Below are 15,582 nucleotides of genomic sequence, written 5' to 3'. Positions count from 1 at the left end.
TCCTATTTTTGCAGAAAGAAATTGATATGCTAGATGTACAGAAAATACGAGAAGATTTTCCTATTCTGAAAAGAGAAGTAAACGGAAAACCTTTGGTATATTTTGATAATGCAGCCACATCACAAACTCCTCAAGTAGTGATAGATGCAATTGTAGATTATTACAGCAATTACAATGCTAATATTCATCGTGGTGTACATACACTATCACAAGAAGCTACTGATGCTTATGAAATTGCACGTAAAAAGGTTCAAAATCATTTTAATGCAAAACACACACACGAAATTATCCTAACCTCTGGAACAACACACAGCATCAATATTGTAGCTACAGGTTTCACTAATTTGCTCGCTAAAGGTGATGAGATTATCGTTTCGGCTTTAGAGCATCATTCTAATATTGTTCCTTGGCAAATGCTTTGCGAAAGAACGGGAGCTATTCTTAAAGTGATCCCTATGAATGAAGAAGGAGAGCTGTTAATGGATGTCTATGATCAATTACTTTCTGATAAAACAAAATTGGTTTTTACCAATCATATTTCTAATGCTTTAGGAACTATTAATCCGATCGAAGAAATTATACAAAAAGCTCATAATGTCGGCGCTGCTGTATTAATTGATGGTGCGCAATCTTGTCCTCATATTAAACCCGATGTTCAGGAATTAGGTGTAGACTTTTACGTTGCTTCTGCACATAAACTTTGTGGGCCTACTGGTGTTGGTTTATTATACGGAAAAGAAGAGTGGTTAAATAAACTACCACCATATCAAGGTGGTGGAGAAATGATTGATCAAGTAACTTTTGAAAAAACAACATATGCTGGTCTTCCGCATAAGTTTGAAGCTGGAACACCTAATATCTGTGGAGGAATTGCTTTTGGAGTGGCTTTAGATTATATGAACAACATTGGTTTTGATACTATTGCTGATTATGAAAATGAACTATTAGACTACGGAACTAAAAAACTATTGGAAATAGAAGGATTAAAAATCTATGGAACTTCTAAAAACAAAACCTCAGTTATCTCCTTTAATATAGATACTATCCATCCATATGACATAGGTTCTATTGTTGACAAATTGGGAGTTGCTGTTCGTACTGGCCACCATTGCGCTCAGCCAATAATGGATTTTTATAAAATCCCAGGGACCATTCGCGCTTCTTTTTCTTTTTATAATACCAAAGAAGAAATTGATATTCTGGTAGAAGCTGTAAAAAAGGCAAAAATGATGCTAGGTTAAAAAAATAAAGTCATTAGTTAATACTATCTTATCATTGACAGAAAGTATTGAATGGCAACTATTCTTGTTGTATTTTTGTAAAAAATTGTAAGTATATGTCTATACAAGAACTTCAGGAAGAGATTGTTGATGAGTTTAGCATGTTTGATGATTGGATGCAGCGCTATGAATACATGATAGATCTTGGTAAATCACTTCCCTTAATTGAAGAGAAATATAAAATCGATGAGAATATCATAAAAGGTTGCCAGAGTAAAGTTTGGGTTCACGCAGAAATGATAGACGACAAAATCGAATTTACTGCAGATAGCGATGCTATCATAACAAAAGGTATTATTGCTATTCTGATCAGAGTATTTTCTGGTCAACACCCAAAAGATATTATGGATGCAGATACTGCTTTTATTGATGAAATTGGTTTAAAAGAGCATTTATCACCAACCAGAGCAAACGGATTGGTAAGTATGATCAAACAATTAAAAATGTATGCAATTGCATACCAAACACAACTAAATTAATTCGTTTTTCAATGTCAGGCTAAGCTTGTCGAAATCGACTAATAATATACTATGAGCGAAACTATAGATACAACAGAGCTTGGAGAAAAAATTGTACGAGTACTAAAAACAATTTATGATCCAGAAATTCCGGTTGATATATATGAACTAGGATTAATATATGACGTTTTTGTAAATGAGGACTATGATGTGAAAATTCTTATGACCCTTACATCTCCTAATTGTCCTGTTGCAGAATCACTACCAGAAGAGGTTAAGGAAAAAGTAAAATCTCTAGATGCTGTAAATGATGTAGAACTAGAGCTTACTTTTGAGCCAACTTGGACACAAGATCTAATGAGTGAAGAAGCGAAGTTAGAATTAGGCATGCTTTAAGGAAAACATATACCTATCAACGAATGGCAGAAGAAATTATCAATAGAGTCGCTAATAATAAAAATCTAATCACTTTTGATCTAGAAGAGCACTATCCTAATGGAGAGCGTGTTTTGTTTGATATAACAGGCTGGCTTTTTGAGGGTTTTATGCTTCGCGAAAAAGATTTTAGAAAACACGTTTCTGATCATGATTGGAGTCAGTATCAGAATAAATATGTTGCTCTAAGTTGCTCGACAGACGCTATTATTCCAGGTTGGGCATACCTATTGTTAACAAGCTCATTAATACCTTTTGCTAAAAAGATAGCTGTTGGATCATTGGAAAACCTAGAAACCATTCTATATACCAGTATTATAAATGCACTTGATGTTTCGGAATATCAAGACAAACTTCTGATTATAAAAGGGTGTTCTAATAAACCTGTTCCTGAGAGCGCTTATATAGAGCTTATTCAAAAACTACAACCTATTGCCAAAAGCATCATGTATGGAGAAGCCTGCTCGTCAGTCCCTCTATTTAAGAGAAAATAGTTCATTTCATCCCGTAAAACTGTTTTTTATCGAAAATCGTTTTAACAATTACTTTCTTTTACATTGAAAAACGTTACTTCAAGTATATTTGCCAACGCAAAATTTTACGTAAATCTTGAACTTGTTTTTACAAAATCTTTCTTAACAAAGGATTTTTTAGATGTAAAAACTAACTACTTAAAACTATTAATTATGAAAAAAATCGTATTCTCACTTATTCTTTTATTGGCTGGTGTCCACACTGGATTTGCACAAACAGAAGAAGAATTGAAAACAAATTTATCTGCAAAAAAGGATTCTATTGCAGCAATACAAGGAAGAGCGAATGCTATCCAATCTCAGCTAGATGCATTACCGGGATGGAAAATAGGTGCTTTTGGTACTATTGGAGGAAGCATTTCTGGATTTAATAACTGGTTTTCTCAAGGGATTCCAAATAACGATGCTGGAACAATAGGTGTTACAGTAAATGCATATGCTAATTTATTACAAGAAAAATACTTTTGGAGAAATAGTGCTAATGTTAACCTTGCTTGGGTAAAATTGGATGATAAAGATGATCCAACAGATGATGATAGCTTCAGAGAATCGACGGATGTATTTAATATAACTTCGTTATTCGGTTACAAGCTTACCGAAACACTTGCTGTATCAACATTAGGAGAATATAGAACTTCTGTATTAAGTAATTTCAACGACCCAGGATACTTAGATCTTGGTGTGGGTGTTACCTGGACTCCTATTAGTAACTTAATAGTGGTTGTACATCCTCTTAACTACAATTTTGTATTTAGTGAAGGAGCGGCACAATACGAGTCTTCTTTGGGAGCAAAAATCGTTGCAGATTATACGCGTAAAATCGGAGCCATAAACTTTAAAACTAATCTTTCTGCTTTCTTAAGCTATGAAGATGGTGATTATTCTAACTGGACTTGGACTAATTCTTTTTCTTATACTTTTTGGAAAGCGATTGGAGTAGGGTTTGATTTTGGTCTTAGAGGAAACAAACAAGAAGCATTTAATTATGCTTTAGGGCAAGCTGCTTTAGCTGTTCCTCCTCCGACTGTGACTCCTACTTTAGAAAACACAGATAATGAGTTACAATCTTTTTGGAACCTTGGATTGAGTTACTCTTTCTAAGTAGAAAATATTTTCTTATAACAAGAGGCGTTTAGATATCTAGACGCCTCTCGCTATTTCAATCATTTCTTAAACTCCATATGAAACTCATATTGATCTTCTCCAATAATACAAAAGCCATTTCTTTCATATAAATGTCTCGCTGGGTTTTTTTTTAGCACTTTCAGTAGTATATTTTTATGAAGAGAGACTGATAGCTGTATCATATAGTTAAGAAGATAATTGCCAATTCCCTTTCCTTGATATTTTGGTAGTATCTGAAACTGAAGTATTTCTATGGTGTTTTTGTTTTCAATATATTTTAACAAACCTACTGTTTCGTCCAGTTGTTTTACTATATATGCTGCATCAAAATGTATTTTTACTCTAGATAAGTGCTGATCATCCGTTAAATATAGTCCTGCTTTTTCTAGATATTCGACCATGGTTAACTTTCTTAGCTTTACTAAAAAAACCATATCTATCTCTTCTGCCTTGATCAGTTTTATGTTCATCTCCTTTTCTTAGAATAATTTTGTGACTATTATATACTATTTTTAAAAAATAAAAGTTCTTTTTAATATAGCAAGCACTCTTCATTAAATAACTATTTCGGCTCAATTTGGCCATATTTGAAAAAGCTGCGCACATAAAGTATATTTGTGCACAAATTCATTATTTATACTATGCGAAAGATTGTTTTGTTTATTTTTTTATTCATTTCTATGTCTGAATTAATTGGTCAAGAAAAGAAAGAAATAAAACAACTAGACTCTATTCAGGTTCGTTTAGCAAGGTCTTTAGATAGTTTACTAAAAGATACTCCAAAGGAGCTTAACGTCATTGTATTAAAAGATCTTTTAAAAAAATTAACCCCTAAACCTGTTAAAAAGCCACATATAGGGTGGAAATCTTTCGGAAAGTTTTCTTTTTTCTTTAATCAATCCGCTTTTAATTATGATTGGCAAGGTGGAGGAACCTCTAACATTGCGGGTAATGCTACGCTTAATTATGAATTCAATTACAAAAAAAATAGCCTAACGTGGGATAATAAAGTCTTAGCAGACTATGGTCTTACGTTTTTAAAAGGAGAGAACTTTGCCCGCAAAACCAATGACAGGATTGAATTAAATTCTCGATTAGGACAACGAATTGGTGAGGGTTTCTGGAACTATTCGTTATTTGTTAACTTTAGATCTCAGTTTGCCAAAGGGTATAGCTTTAGTAAAGATCCAAATACTGATGAAACAATACGGACAGAAGAAACTGATTTCTTTTCTCCTGCCTTTCTACAAATTGGTCCCGGTATTTTATGGAAAAAAAGTGATGATTTTAATGTCAATATTGCTCCCGTTACTTCTCGTATGATTTTTGTTGATAATCAGTTTACAAGCGTTCCTGATTACGAGGATGGTGACTATTTTGGAGTAGATGAAGGCAGGAGCTCTCGATTTGAATTTGGTGGATCCTTATCTGCATATGTCAAGTTTCAGGTAATAAAAAATATCACCATGGAAAACATTCTTAATCTATACTCTAATTATATAGAAGATCCTTATAACGTAGATATTGATTATACCCTAAACTTAAACCTTGTCGTGAACAAGTACATTTCCGGAAGTTTTGTCTTTCAGGCAATCTATGACGATAACGCTGCTAGTGGCTTCCAAATTCGAGAAGTTCTTGGGCTGGGACTTAACTATGAGTTTTAAAAACTAACCTCTACTCCTCCTCTACAAACTCGGGATATAAAAAATTATTATAAGGAAAACGTGTAACGTGTATATCTCTTACTTCTTGATATACTCTTTTTCTGAACGTATCTATATTTTCTTTATTTATTGCAGATATAAACAAGGCATTATCTCCTATCTTACTCATCCAAGTTTGTTTCCATTCTTCAAGTGTGTAATGTACCTTTGATCTTTCTGTTGTAAGATCATCTTCATCAATGGTTTCGTGTTCATATGCATCGATTTTATTAAAAACCATAATCACTGGTTTATCGAGACTATCAATTTCTTCCAAAATCTTACTTACAGAATCAATATGATCTTCAAACTGGGGATGCGATATATCTACTACGTGTAGCAATAAATCTGCTTCTCTTACCTCATCAAGAGTACTTTTAAAACTTTCTACTAATTGTGTAGGCAACTTTCTTATAAATCCTACCGTATCACTTAGTAAAAAGGGAAGGTTACCAATGACCACCTTTCTTACCGTAGTATCTAGTGTCGCAAAAAGTTTATTCTCCGCAAAAACATCACTTTTTGCAATTACATTCATTAAAGTAGACTTACCAACATTAGTATACCCTACCAGCGCCACTCTAACCAGTTTTCCTCGATTACCTCGTTGGGTCGCCATCTGCTTATCGATCGTTAACAGTTTTTTCTTTAATAAAGAAATACGATCTCTTACAATACGACGGTCAGTTTCGATCTCTGTTTCTCCAGGACCACGCATACCAATACCTCCTCGTTGACGCTCTAAGTGAGTCCATAGCCCGGTTAGTCTTGGTAAATAATATTGACATTGCGCCAACTCAACCTGAGTTCTGGCATAACTTGTCTGAGCCCGCTGTGCAAAAATATCTAAAATCAGATTGGTTCTATCAATGATCTTAGCTTTTAGGATACGTTCAATATTACGCTGCTGTCCAGGTGTTAATTCATCATCAAAAACCACCGTTCCAATATCGTGTTGCTCTACATACGCCAGGACTTCCTCCATCTTACCAGATCCGATAAAGGTTTTAGGATTAGGTACATCCATTTTTTGGGTAAATCGTTTTACCACTTCTCCACCAGCTGTATATGTAAGGAATTCCAATTCGTCCAAAAATTCAGTTAATTTATCTTGATCCTGATTTTTGGTAATAATCCCTATTAAAACTGCTTTTTCGTATATTGTTTCTTCCTTTTCTATCATCTATTGTGCTACTTCTTTGGTTTCAAAATAATTAAAATACCTCATTTATATATTACAATGAAGCTATTTATAAAATAAGTAATAGTAATTTGTTAGTCTGAGCCTGTCGAAGACAAATTGAAACTATCTTTTAAAAAACTTCGACAGGCTCAGTTTGATAGGTATCAATAATTTTTTGACGGCCTAAAGTTTGGTTTTAAAATTTTCAAAACCAAATCATATACTTAATTAATCCACAAAGGTACAATATTGTATGCATTTGAATTTGTACATTAGACGTTTACAACAAATTTTTATTGAATGTCTTCAAAGCTTTATTTTAAAAAGAAACATACAAATCTACATACAGTTGCTTTTTACAACTTAGAAAACCTTTTTGATACCAAAGATGACCCCAACACCTTGGATAATGATTTTTTACCTGATTCAGAAAAACAATGGAACAAAAAAAGGTATGAAAAGAAAATATTTAAACTTGGAACTGTAATTTCTAATATTGGATTTGCTAAAACTGGTAAAGCTCCAATTATTATAGGTGTTGCTGAGGTGGAAAATAAAGCCGTTTTAGAGGATTTAGTAAAAACCAAACACCTTATTAATAAAAACTACGGAGTCGTCCACCATGAGTCTCCAGATGAACGAGGGATCGATGTCGGGTTTTTATATCAAAAAGAAAATTTCACTGTTACAAATTCAGAGAGTGTTCAGGTCTTGGTTAATAATGAATATGGAGAAAGAGATTTTACTCGTGACATTTTGTGGGTAACTGGAAAATTACATAACGAAGAGATTCACATTTTAGTCAATCATTGGCCTTCTCGTAGAGACGGAGCAGAGTCAACTTCGTATAAACGTATTGCTGCAGCTGATAAAAACCGAGAAGTCATTGACCAGATTATGGAAAAAGATCCCGAAGCAAAAATCATTGTAATGGGTGATTTTAATGATGATCCTAATAACGAAAGTGTAAGAAAACATTTGGTATCAGACGATTTTTATAATCCTATGGAAAGATTACATACACGCTATCGAGGAACACTTAACTATAAAAGTCAATGGAACTTATTTGATCAGATTATTTTTAGCAATAACTTTCATAAATATCAAAAAGGTTCTCATAGTTTTTCTGAGGCTAATATTTTTGATGATAGTTTTTTGAAAATCTACAAGGGTAGATACAAAGGAAATCCTTTTAGAACCTACGCAGGAAGAAAATATAAAGGAGGATATAGCGACCACTTTCCTGTATATGTTCATCTAAAACATAATTAGCCCCTTCTCTTTTTAAACAAATACGTACTTACCATAGAAAAGTCCCCACAAATACCTTTTTCTTATAAAGGGGTTTCACTATAGAAACAAGGGTTTTATAACCCTTTTTACTTTCATTATAAACCCTTAAAAAAACGTTAACACTCTGTTTATCAATATTTTATTTTGCGGAAATTTCCGCAAAAAAAATTTCCTCTTTTGCGCATTATAAGACCTATCCTACTTTTGATTCAGGATTTATAAGAACACTCTTATAATTCTAATTTCACTCGTAAGATAAGATTGATTATAAAGATCAACCATCTATTGGATTAGAAACAAAATTGGCGCCAAAAGTAGTTTCTTCATGTATAATCTAACTATACTACACCGTGAAAACAGGATACATTAGTGTCCGAAAACTAAACATATCAATTTAATTATTCTTAAAAACCAAACAAATGAAAAAGTCATTTTATGTATTACCAATTATCGGCTTATTATTTTTCGCTTCCTGTGACAAGGATGAATCTAATGAGATAGCAGAAGAAGCTGTTGTAGAATCAATAGATTTAGAAAAAGATTTATATGATTTTCATAAGGACGTTATGATCACCTCGGATGGAGGAAGTCAAGCCATTATGCGTGTTTATTCGAACTCTGAAACTGCCGTCAACAGCTATACTAGTGAGCACTTTAAACTAGTGGAAACTTTAAAAAATGAATCCTTAAGTGAAGGCTTAATTCGTCAAAATATCAAAGATGGTAATGATGTTTCTTTAGAAGAAGAAAAAGAAATGACTGACTTTGATACCAAAGAGAATGCTGGAACAGGTATCGCTTTTAAAATGGTATCAGTAACTAATACTGATCCCAATGTAAACTATAGTGTAAGTTTTTATCACCCAGAAAATATTGCAAAAAGCTGGTCGTTTTGGACACATTACAGTGGAATTGGACAAACCATCGCTACTATAGATAGACATTCTGCTTTAAGAAGAGTTTATTTTGGATTAAAGCGCAAAGCATACAGTACAAGTGGATGGTCAATTCATGTGTCTGAATGGAGGTTTCTAGGAAATGGTAATAGTTATTCTCTTACAGCAAATACGAACTACCAATTCCGTTTTAGAGTAAAATCAAAAAGAAGTTCTGCTTATACAGTGAACTTTAGTAACTAGTACTCAGAATTACTTGTAAAAAACTCCCGGAAGAATCTTCTTCCGGGAGTTTGGTATTAATATTATTTACAATAATTAAGATTTAATTCGCATAAATACTAATTTTATTCAATTAATAGATTTCATAATTCAACTTCATTATCACTACAACTACAATTAACTTTTACTTCAAATAATAAAATAAAACTTGTTCTATTTTCCTTAATTTCAGCGATATAGAAATTTTATAATTTAATTTTTTAATAATAAACAAAATTTGTTCCGTTTTTATTAAAAATATATCTTACTCCACTTAAAAATTTTAATAAAAATAATTACACATGAATCTCAAATTACTTATTCCTTCATTTATTATCGCATTTTTACTGTGTGTCAAAGATGGAGAAGCTCAATCTGTATTTATAAATGAAATACATTATGACAATGAAAGCACTGATATAGATGAAGCCATAGAAATTGCAGGACCTTCGGGTACGGATCTTTCCGGTTGGAGTATCGTTGTATACAATGGCTCCAACGGAAGCGTTTATAATACCATCTCAGTTTCTGGTACTATTCCTGACCAACAAAATGGTTTTGGTACTATTGTAGAAATACTTCCTTCTAATGGGTTACAAAATGGTGGTTCAGATGGTATTGCTTTGGTAGATAGCAGTAATATGGTAGTACAATTTTTAAGCTATGAAGGGACTTTGACCGCTATTGATGGTCCTGCGTCCGGATTGACTAGCTTAGATATTGGAGTATCAGAGTCTAATACAACTCCCATAGGAACCTCTCTACAATTATCAGGAACAGGAACAACATTTGCTGACTTTAGCTGGGCAACTACAGCCACTAGTACCTATGCGGCTGTAAATACAAATCAGATTTTTGGCACAATACTCTTAGATCCAGTTATAAATGAGTTTGTATCAAATCATACCGGATCTGACACAGATGAATTTGTAGAGATATTTGGAACTCCAGACACAGATCTGAGTCAGTATACATTATTAGAAATTGAAGGAGACGAAAACGCTTCTGGAGTTATTGATGAAATAATCTCATTGGGAACAACAGACAGTAATGGATATTTTACAACTCCTTTCGGCAGTAATACATTCGAAAATGGTTCTATTGCTATTTTATTAGTGAAAAACTTTACTGGAGCCTTAGGAGATGACCTAGATACGGATGATGATGGTGTTTTGGATATTTCACCATGGGATGATATTACAGACAGTATTGGAGTAAATGATGGAGATAATAATGATAAAGATTATGCACAAGTTACCTTACTGTCTTCTTTTGATGGAAGTACGTTTACCGTAGGAGGGGCTTCTCGTTTTCCTAATGGAGTTGATACCGATACTAGTATGGATTGGGTTAGAAATGATTTTGATGGACAAGGCTTGCCTAATTTTCCCGCAGCAGTTGCAGAACCTGGAGAAGCAATCAATACACCTGGGTCAGAAAATAGTATTGTGGATACTGTATCAGAAGTTGTTGTGTTGATTAATGAGATTGACGCTGATACAGAAGGAGCTGATACTCTAGAATTTGTAGAATTATATGATGGAGGTGCTGGAAACACTGGACTAGATGGATATGTTCTCGTTTTTTATAATGGTTCTAATAATCAAAGTTATGCTACCTATGACCTAAATGGTTTTACTACAAATGCCAATGGTTATTTCGTTTTAGGGAATGAAGATGTACCAAATGCTAGTATTATATTCTCGGGAAATGGATTACAAAATGGAGCTGATGCTGTGGCACTTTATAAAGCAGAAGCATCTATCTTTCCTAATGGAACTACCGTTACCACAGAAAATAGTATTGATGCGATTGTATATGACACAAATGATGCAGATGATGCAGAATTATTGGTGCTACTAAATACAAATGAACCGCAGGTTAATGAAGATGAAAAAGGAAACAAAGATCAGCATTCTTTACAACGTTTTCCTAACGGGACAGGAGGTCTTCAAAATACAACTACCTATACGCAAGCGGTTCCTACACCTGGAAGAGCGAATACAAATGCTACTGAAATTATTGAACTCATCATCAATGAATTAGATGCTGATACACAAGGGTCTGACACCTTAGAGTTTGTAGAGTTATATGATGGAGGTGTTGGAAATACGGCTCTTAACGGATTTGTATTGGTAAATTATAATGGAAATAATGATACGAGTTATAATGTTATTGATCTTAATGGTTTTATAACAAATGCCGAAGGATATTTTGTAGTAGGAAATGCAGGTGTTACTAATGTCGATTTGGTCGTTTCTAATAACACTTTTCAGAACGGGGCAGATGCCGTAGCACTCTATTTTGGAGACGCTACTAATTTTCCAAATGGTAGTACTCTAACCACAGAAAATCTTATCGACGCTATTGTATATGATACGAACGATGATGATGATATTGAGCTACTAACATTATTAAATATTGGCGAACCACAGGTAAATGAAGATGCGAATGGTAATAAAGATGGTGAGTCACTACAACGAAGCCCTAATGGGCAAGGGGGTGCTCGAAACACTAGTACTTATATTGCGCAAGCACCTACTCCAGGAATGTCTAATGAAGGAATCATCATAACTCCAGGAGAAATTATACCCATTGTAGAGGCAAGAGCTACTACAGAAGGAACTCCTGTAACCATCACTGGAGTGCTAACAGTTACAGATAGTTTTAATGGGCCTGCTTTTATTCAGGATTCGACAGGTGGTATTGCTGTTTTTGATCCAGTATTACAATCTGGTGAAAACCTAAAAATAGGAGATTCAATCACGTTAACAGGAGTAAGAGTTCAATTTAATGACCAAGTTCAGATTGATTCTGTAGTAGAAGTAATAGATAATGGACCTGCTCAATTTCCTATTACACCTTTAGAGGTTTCCTTGTCAGAATTATCTAGTCATCCCGGAGAATTGGTTCGTATTACCGATGTTACATTTCCCAATCCTGGAGATCTATTATTCGGAAATGCGAATTATACCTTGATAGATAGTAGTGGAAGCGGCGAATTACGCATTGATAATGACGTAGATACTGTTGCTGGTAAAGTACAACCCGCTACGTGCCCAGAAATAACTGGAGTTGTAGGTCGTTTTAGAGATTTTTTCCAATTACTTCCTAGAGAAGATGCCGATATCCCTTGCGCTACAGAATTTATCGCTCCCGGTGATACTATAGGTATTCCTAGAGAAGACACCTTTGATGTAGTAACCTGGAATATTGAGTGGTTTGGAGATGAAAACAATTCTCCTGTTGGGAACAACCCTTTATCAGATCAGATACAGAGAGACAGTACAGCTGTTGTTTTACAAAAACTAAATGCAGATGTTTATGCTGTACAAGAAATTGCAGACGATGCATTATTTGGTGAATTAGTAAGTCAATTACCTGGATACGATTATATATTATCTGATGCATTCTCTAATCCTTCATCCACAAGTTCTAGACAAAAAGTAGGGTTTATCTACAATACAGAAACCGTTTCTGTTGTGAATACAAGACCTATGTTACAATCCATTCATCCATTATATAATGGAGGTGATGATTCTGCTATAACAGATTATCCGAGCACTACAGATCGTTTTTATGCTAGTGGGCGACTTCCTTTTTTAATGACCGCAGATGTAACCATCAATGGAGCAACAGAGCGAATCGATATGATCGCTTTACATGCAAGAGCTAATAGAGGTACAGATGCTCAAAATCGATATGATATGAGGAGATACGATGTAGAGGTGTTAAAAGATTCTCTGGATGCTAATTTTGCAACGAATAAAGTTATTTTATTAGGAGATTATAATGATGACGTAGATGAGACTGTCGCTGATATCACATCTACAGTTTCTAGTTTCCAAGCGTATGTAACAGATACTACAAACTACAATATCCTTTCCTCTTCTCTAAGTGAAGCCGGTTTGCGATCTTTTATTTCTAGAGAAAACATGATTGATCATATATTAATCTCTAATGAACTTAATGAAGCTTATATAGAACCTTCTGTAACGGTTCATTACGACGTGTATGATACTGATTACGTTTTTAATACTTCTGATCACTTACCCGTTTCTGCCAGATTCTTATTAGAACCTGAAATTATAGATAATGAGTGTACGGGAGCTAATGTTATTTCATTCCAACAAGGAAAAAGAAGAGATGGTAGAAGAGTTTCACGTTTTAGAAGCAATCCTAAAAGAGCATTAGGAAATCCTAAAGAACGCAGATACCTTAATTTTGTGAGTTTAGGTTTTGGTGGTTCTATTACGATTGAATTAAACAATGAAATTTTCGATAACCCTAATGCCAATGAATTCGCAGTTTTTGAGTCAACTGGATTCAGAGATAATATCCCTTGTCAATATTATCCAGAAACCGCAGAGGTATTCGCATCAGCAGATGGTGTTAATTTTATTTCTCTAGGAACTACTTGTCAAGATGGAGAGTTTGACTTAGCCGATGGAGAATTATCATCTGCTACCCATATTCGGGTGGTTGATATAAGTGATAAAAATGACTTTTACTGGTTTTTTGCCGATGGATATGATCTAGATGCTATTGTATGTTTAGGTTCTGATTCTAAAAATACATCCGTTTATCAAAAAACTGCTTCTACACTAGAAAATCCAACGGGATATGAAAGTGAATTATTTAATGAAGTTAGTGAGTTAGAAGATGTATCAATGGCTATCAGTCCTAATCCAGTAATTAATCTGTTATCAATTAATTTTGATTTGTTTGAAACGGATGAGATTACCATTTCAGTTACAGATATTACCGGAAAAATAATATACAAACAAACAAAGATTGTAAGTCCAGAAACACCTGCAATGCAAATAGATCTACAAAAATATCCTAAAGGGTTTTATATGATCAAGGCTGAAGGTCTTTATTCTGAATTTTCGACAACTCAAAAAATCATCAAAAATTGAATTTAATGTTTACACGATATAAGTAATTCTTCAAAAGAGGCTTCATTATAGTATGAAGCCTCTTTTAATTTCCTAAAACTTTTATGTTATCAATATTATAACTAGTCGTTCTTCCGGAACTATCCCCGCCTGAGTATTTAAAACCAATTCGTACGGTATCACTAAGGCATGAAATATCTAAAGATCCTGCCGACTCAAAATTACCAAACCCATTTGTCGGACCTATAGGGATATTAGCATTTTCGAGTAAAAACCACGATGTTGTGATTGGGTCATCTGTATAGTTTTCTGTGATGAAAACTTCTAAAATCAATCCACGATCAAATCCTGCAGCAATCTCAAAAGTTAACGTTTCGTCGGTAGAATTATTTAAGTTGATTTCTGGTGTAATCAACCAGGCAATCAATGGGTTTTCTCTTGTTCTAAAAGCAGAAATACTTACTCCTCTACTATTATTTCCAAAACTAGAGCTTCCAAACGTTGTATTCCCTCCAGAAATATTAACCGTTGTATAACCTGCTTCCTCTAAATCATTAGTATTTGAAATCAAATCAAAATTTTCTTCATACACAATTGTTTCACCACTTATAGATGTATTCTCACAAGATAATATAGTAGGATCACAGCGAATTTCATTATCAAATACTAAACCAGTAGAATTATTTAATACCAAATTAAATGTATCTCCAAAAAAGTTTTTAGTCAAAATTCCTTCAAAACTTCCTTGCTGAATTGGTAATGATAGGGATTTAAAATCCGAAAATGTACTTGTACTTAGAATAGCAATAGCCCCATCATCACAACTTTCTAGTATTCTTTCTCCATCAAAACTATCACCTCGTTCTCCTGCAAAAGTAAGTGGTCCATCTTCGCCTAATACCTCGGTTCTATTAAATTGCACATTGTTAATCCTAACATATAGGTTTATTAGTACATCAGAAAAATCAGCAATTGCGATTTCTAGAGGAGTAATTGTAGCTACCTCAGCAGATCTTATAATGATCTCTTCTTGCGAAAAAGAAGGTATTTGACCTACTTCATTCCCAGATAGTATGCCCAGACTAGCGACTCCATTTTCAATTCCTCCAGATAATCCTTCAAGTTTTATAAATACCCTTCTTCCAAATTCATATGATGTAAATAATGGGTTTACATCTATTAAAATTCTAATTCCAGCAGTAGGGTTTTCTGCTTTATCCTGTATCACCAATTCTTCAAAAAAATTACCTGCTCTATCACTAGAGACTACATATCCAGACATAAACTTATCAGAATCTTCATAATTAATCGGATCATCACCAGCTTGTGCTATTGCTTCTACAACAGCATCTACTCCTAGTATACGTTCACTCGCAATATTTGGTTCTCTTATTTCTAGCACTGGAGTTTGAAAATTGTCATCTTGTACACAGGCAGTAAACATTACTACCAAAACTAAAACGCTTATTATCTTTTTTATAATATTTAAATTCATTTTATAATATTTTTTTGTT

12 protein-coding genes are annotated in these 15,582 nt (G+C 33.8%); 9 read left to right on the top strand and 3 right to left on the bottom strand.

What is annotated here, in order from left to right; translation table 11 throughout:
- Nucleotides 1-26 precede the first annotated feature (26 nt).
- From Q0921_RS17680 to Q0921_RS17660, 5 genes are all read left to right on the top strand, one after another.
- Nucleotides 27-1,241, top strand: a complete 1,215-nt coding sequence (locus Q0921_RS17680; RefSeq protein ID WP_299259870.1) for an aminotransferase class V-fold PLP-dependent enzyme — start codon at nt 27-29, stop codon at nt 1,239-1,241.
- 95 nt (nt 1,242-1,336) lie between these two features.
- A complete protein-coding gene (locus Q0921_RS17675; RefSeq protein ID WP_299259230.1) occupies nt 1,337-1,759 on the top strand; it encodes a SufE family protein in 423 nt (140 codons plus the stop codon).
- Nucleotides 1,760-1,810: 51 nt separating this feature from the next.
- Nucleotides 1,811-2,134, top strand: a complete 324-nt coding sequence (locus Q0921_RS17670; protein ID WP_299259228.1) for a DUF59 domain-containing protein — start codon at nt 1,811-1,813, stop codon at nt 2,132-2,134.
- A 23-nt stretch (nt 2,135-2,157) separates the two neighbouring features.
- Nucleotides 2,158-2,667, top strand: a complete 510-nt coding sequence (locus Q0921_RS17665) for a DUF2480 family protein (RefSeq protein WP_299259226.1) — start codon at nt 2,158-2,160, stop codon at nt 2,665-2,667.
- 192 nt (nt 2,668-2,859) lie between these two features.
- The gene (locus Q0921_RS17660; RefSeq protein WP_299259224.1) at nt 2,860-3,807 is read left to right on the top strand and encodes a DUF3078 domain-containing protein; all 948 of its coding nucleotides are present in this window, start codon (nt 2,860-2,862) and stop codon (nt 3,805-3,807) included.
- A 62-nt stretch (nt 3,808-3,869) separates the two neighbouring features.
- Here the strand turns inward: Q0921_RS17660 and Q0921_RS17655 are convergent, their stop codons facing one another.
- Nucleotides 3,870-4,301, bottom strand: a complete 432-nt coding sequence (locus tag Q0921_RS17655) for an N-acetyltransferase (protein WP_299259222.1) — start codon at nt 4,299-4,301, stop codon at nt 3,870-3,872.
- A 171-nt stretch (nt 4,302-4,472) separates the two neighbouring features.
- On the opposite strand from Q0921_RS17655, the gene Q0921_RS17650 reads away from it, so the two are divergent.
- Nucleotides 4,473-5,498 carry a DUF3078 domain-containing protein gene (locus tag Q0921_RS17650; protein ID WP_299259221.1) on the top strand — a complete coding sequence of 342 codons (1,026 nt, stop codon included), beginning with the start codon at nt 4,473-4,475 and terminating at the stop codon, nt 5,496-5,498.
- Between the two features lie 10 nt (nt 5,499-5,508).
- Here the strand turns inward: Q0921_RS17650 and hflX are convergent, their stop codons facing one another.
- Nucleotides 5,509-6,720, bottom strand: a complete 1,212-nt coding sequence (hflX, locus tag Q0921_RS17645) for a GTPase HflX (protein ID WP_299259219.1) — start codon at nt 6,718-6,720, stop codon at nt 5,509-5,511.
- A 300-nt stretch (nt 6,721-7,020) separates the two neighbouring features.
- Here hflX and Q0921_RS17640 point away from each other — a divergent pair, with 300 nt between their 5' ends.
- From Q0921_RS17640 to Q0921_RS17630, 3 genes are all read left to right on the top strand, one after another.
- On the top strand, nt 7,021-7,992 hold the full coding sequence (locus Q0921_RS17640; protein WP_299259217.1) for an endonuclease: 972 nt from the start codon (nt 7,021-7,023) through the stop codon (nt 7,990-7,992).
- Nucleotides 7,993-8,432: 440 nt separating this feature from the next.
- Entirely contained in the window at nt 8,433-9,152 is a 720-nt protein-coding gene (locus tag Q0921_RS17635) for a hypothetical protein (protein ID WP_299259215.1), read from the top strand.
- Between the two features lie 320 nt (nt 9,153-9,472).
- Nucleotides 9,473-14,089, top strand: a complete 4,617-nt coding sequence (locus Q0921_RS17630; protein ID WP_299259213.1) for a DUF5689 domain-containing protein — start codon at nt 9,473-9,475, stop codon at nt 14,087-14,089.
- A gap of 64 nt (nt 14,090-14,153) precedes the next feature.
- Here the strand turns inward: Q0921_RS17630 and Q0921_RS17625 are convergent, their stop codons facing one another.
- Complete coding sequence (locus tag Q0921_RS17625; RefSeq protein WP_299259211.1) at nt 14,154-15,563, bottom strand: DUF5689 domain-containing protein; 1,410 nt, start codon at nt 15,561-15,563, stop codon at nt 14,154-14,156.
- Nucleotides 15,564-15,582 lie beyond the last annotated feature (19 nt).

The sequence above is a fragment of the uncultured Aquimarina sp. genome (genome assembly GCF_947496855.1).
Taxonomy (GTDB): Bacteria; Bacteroidota; Bacteroidia; order Flavobacteriales; family Flavobacteriaceae; genus Aquimarina.
This window is presented reverse-complemented; position numbering and strand designations above follow the sequence as displayed.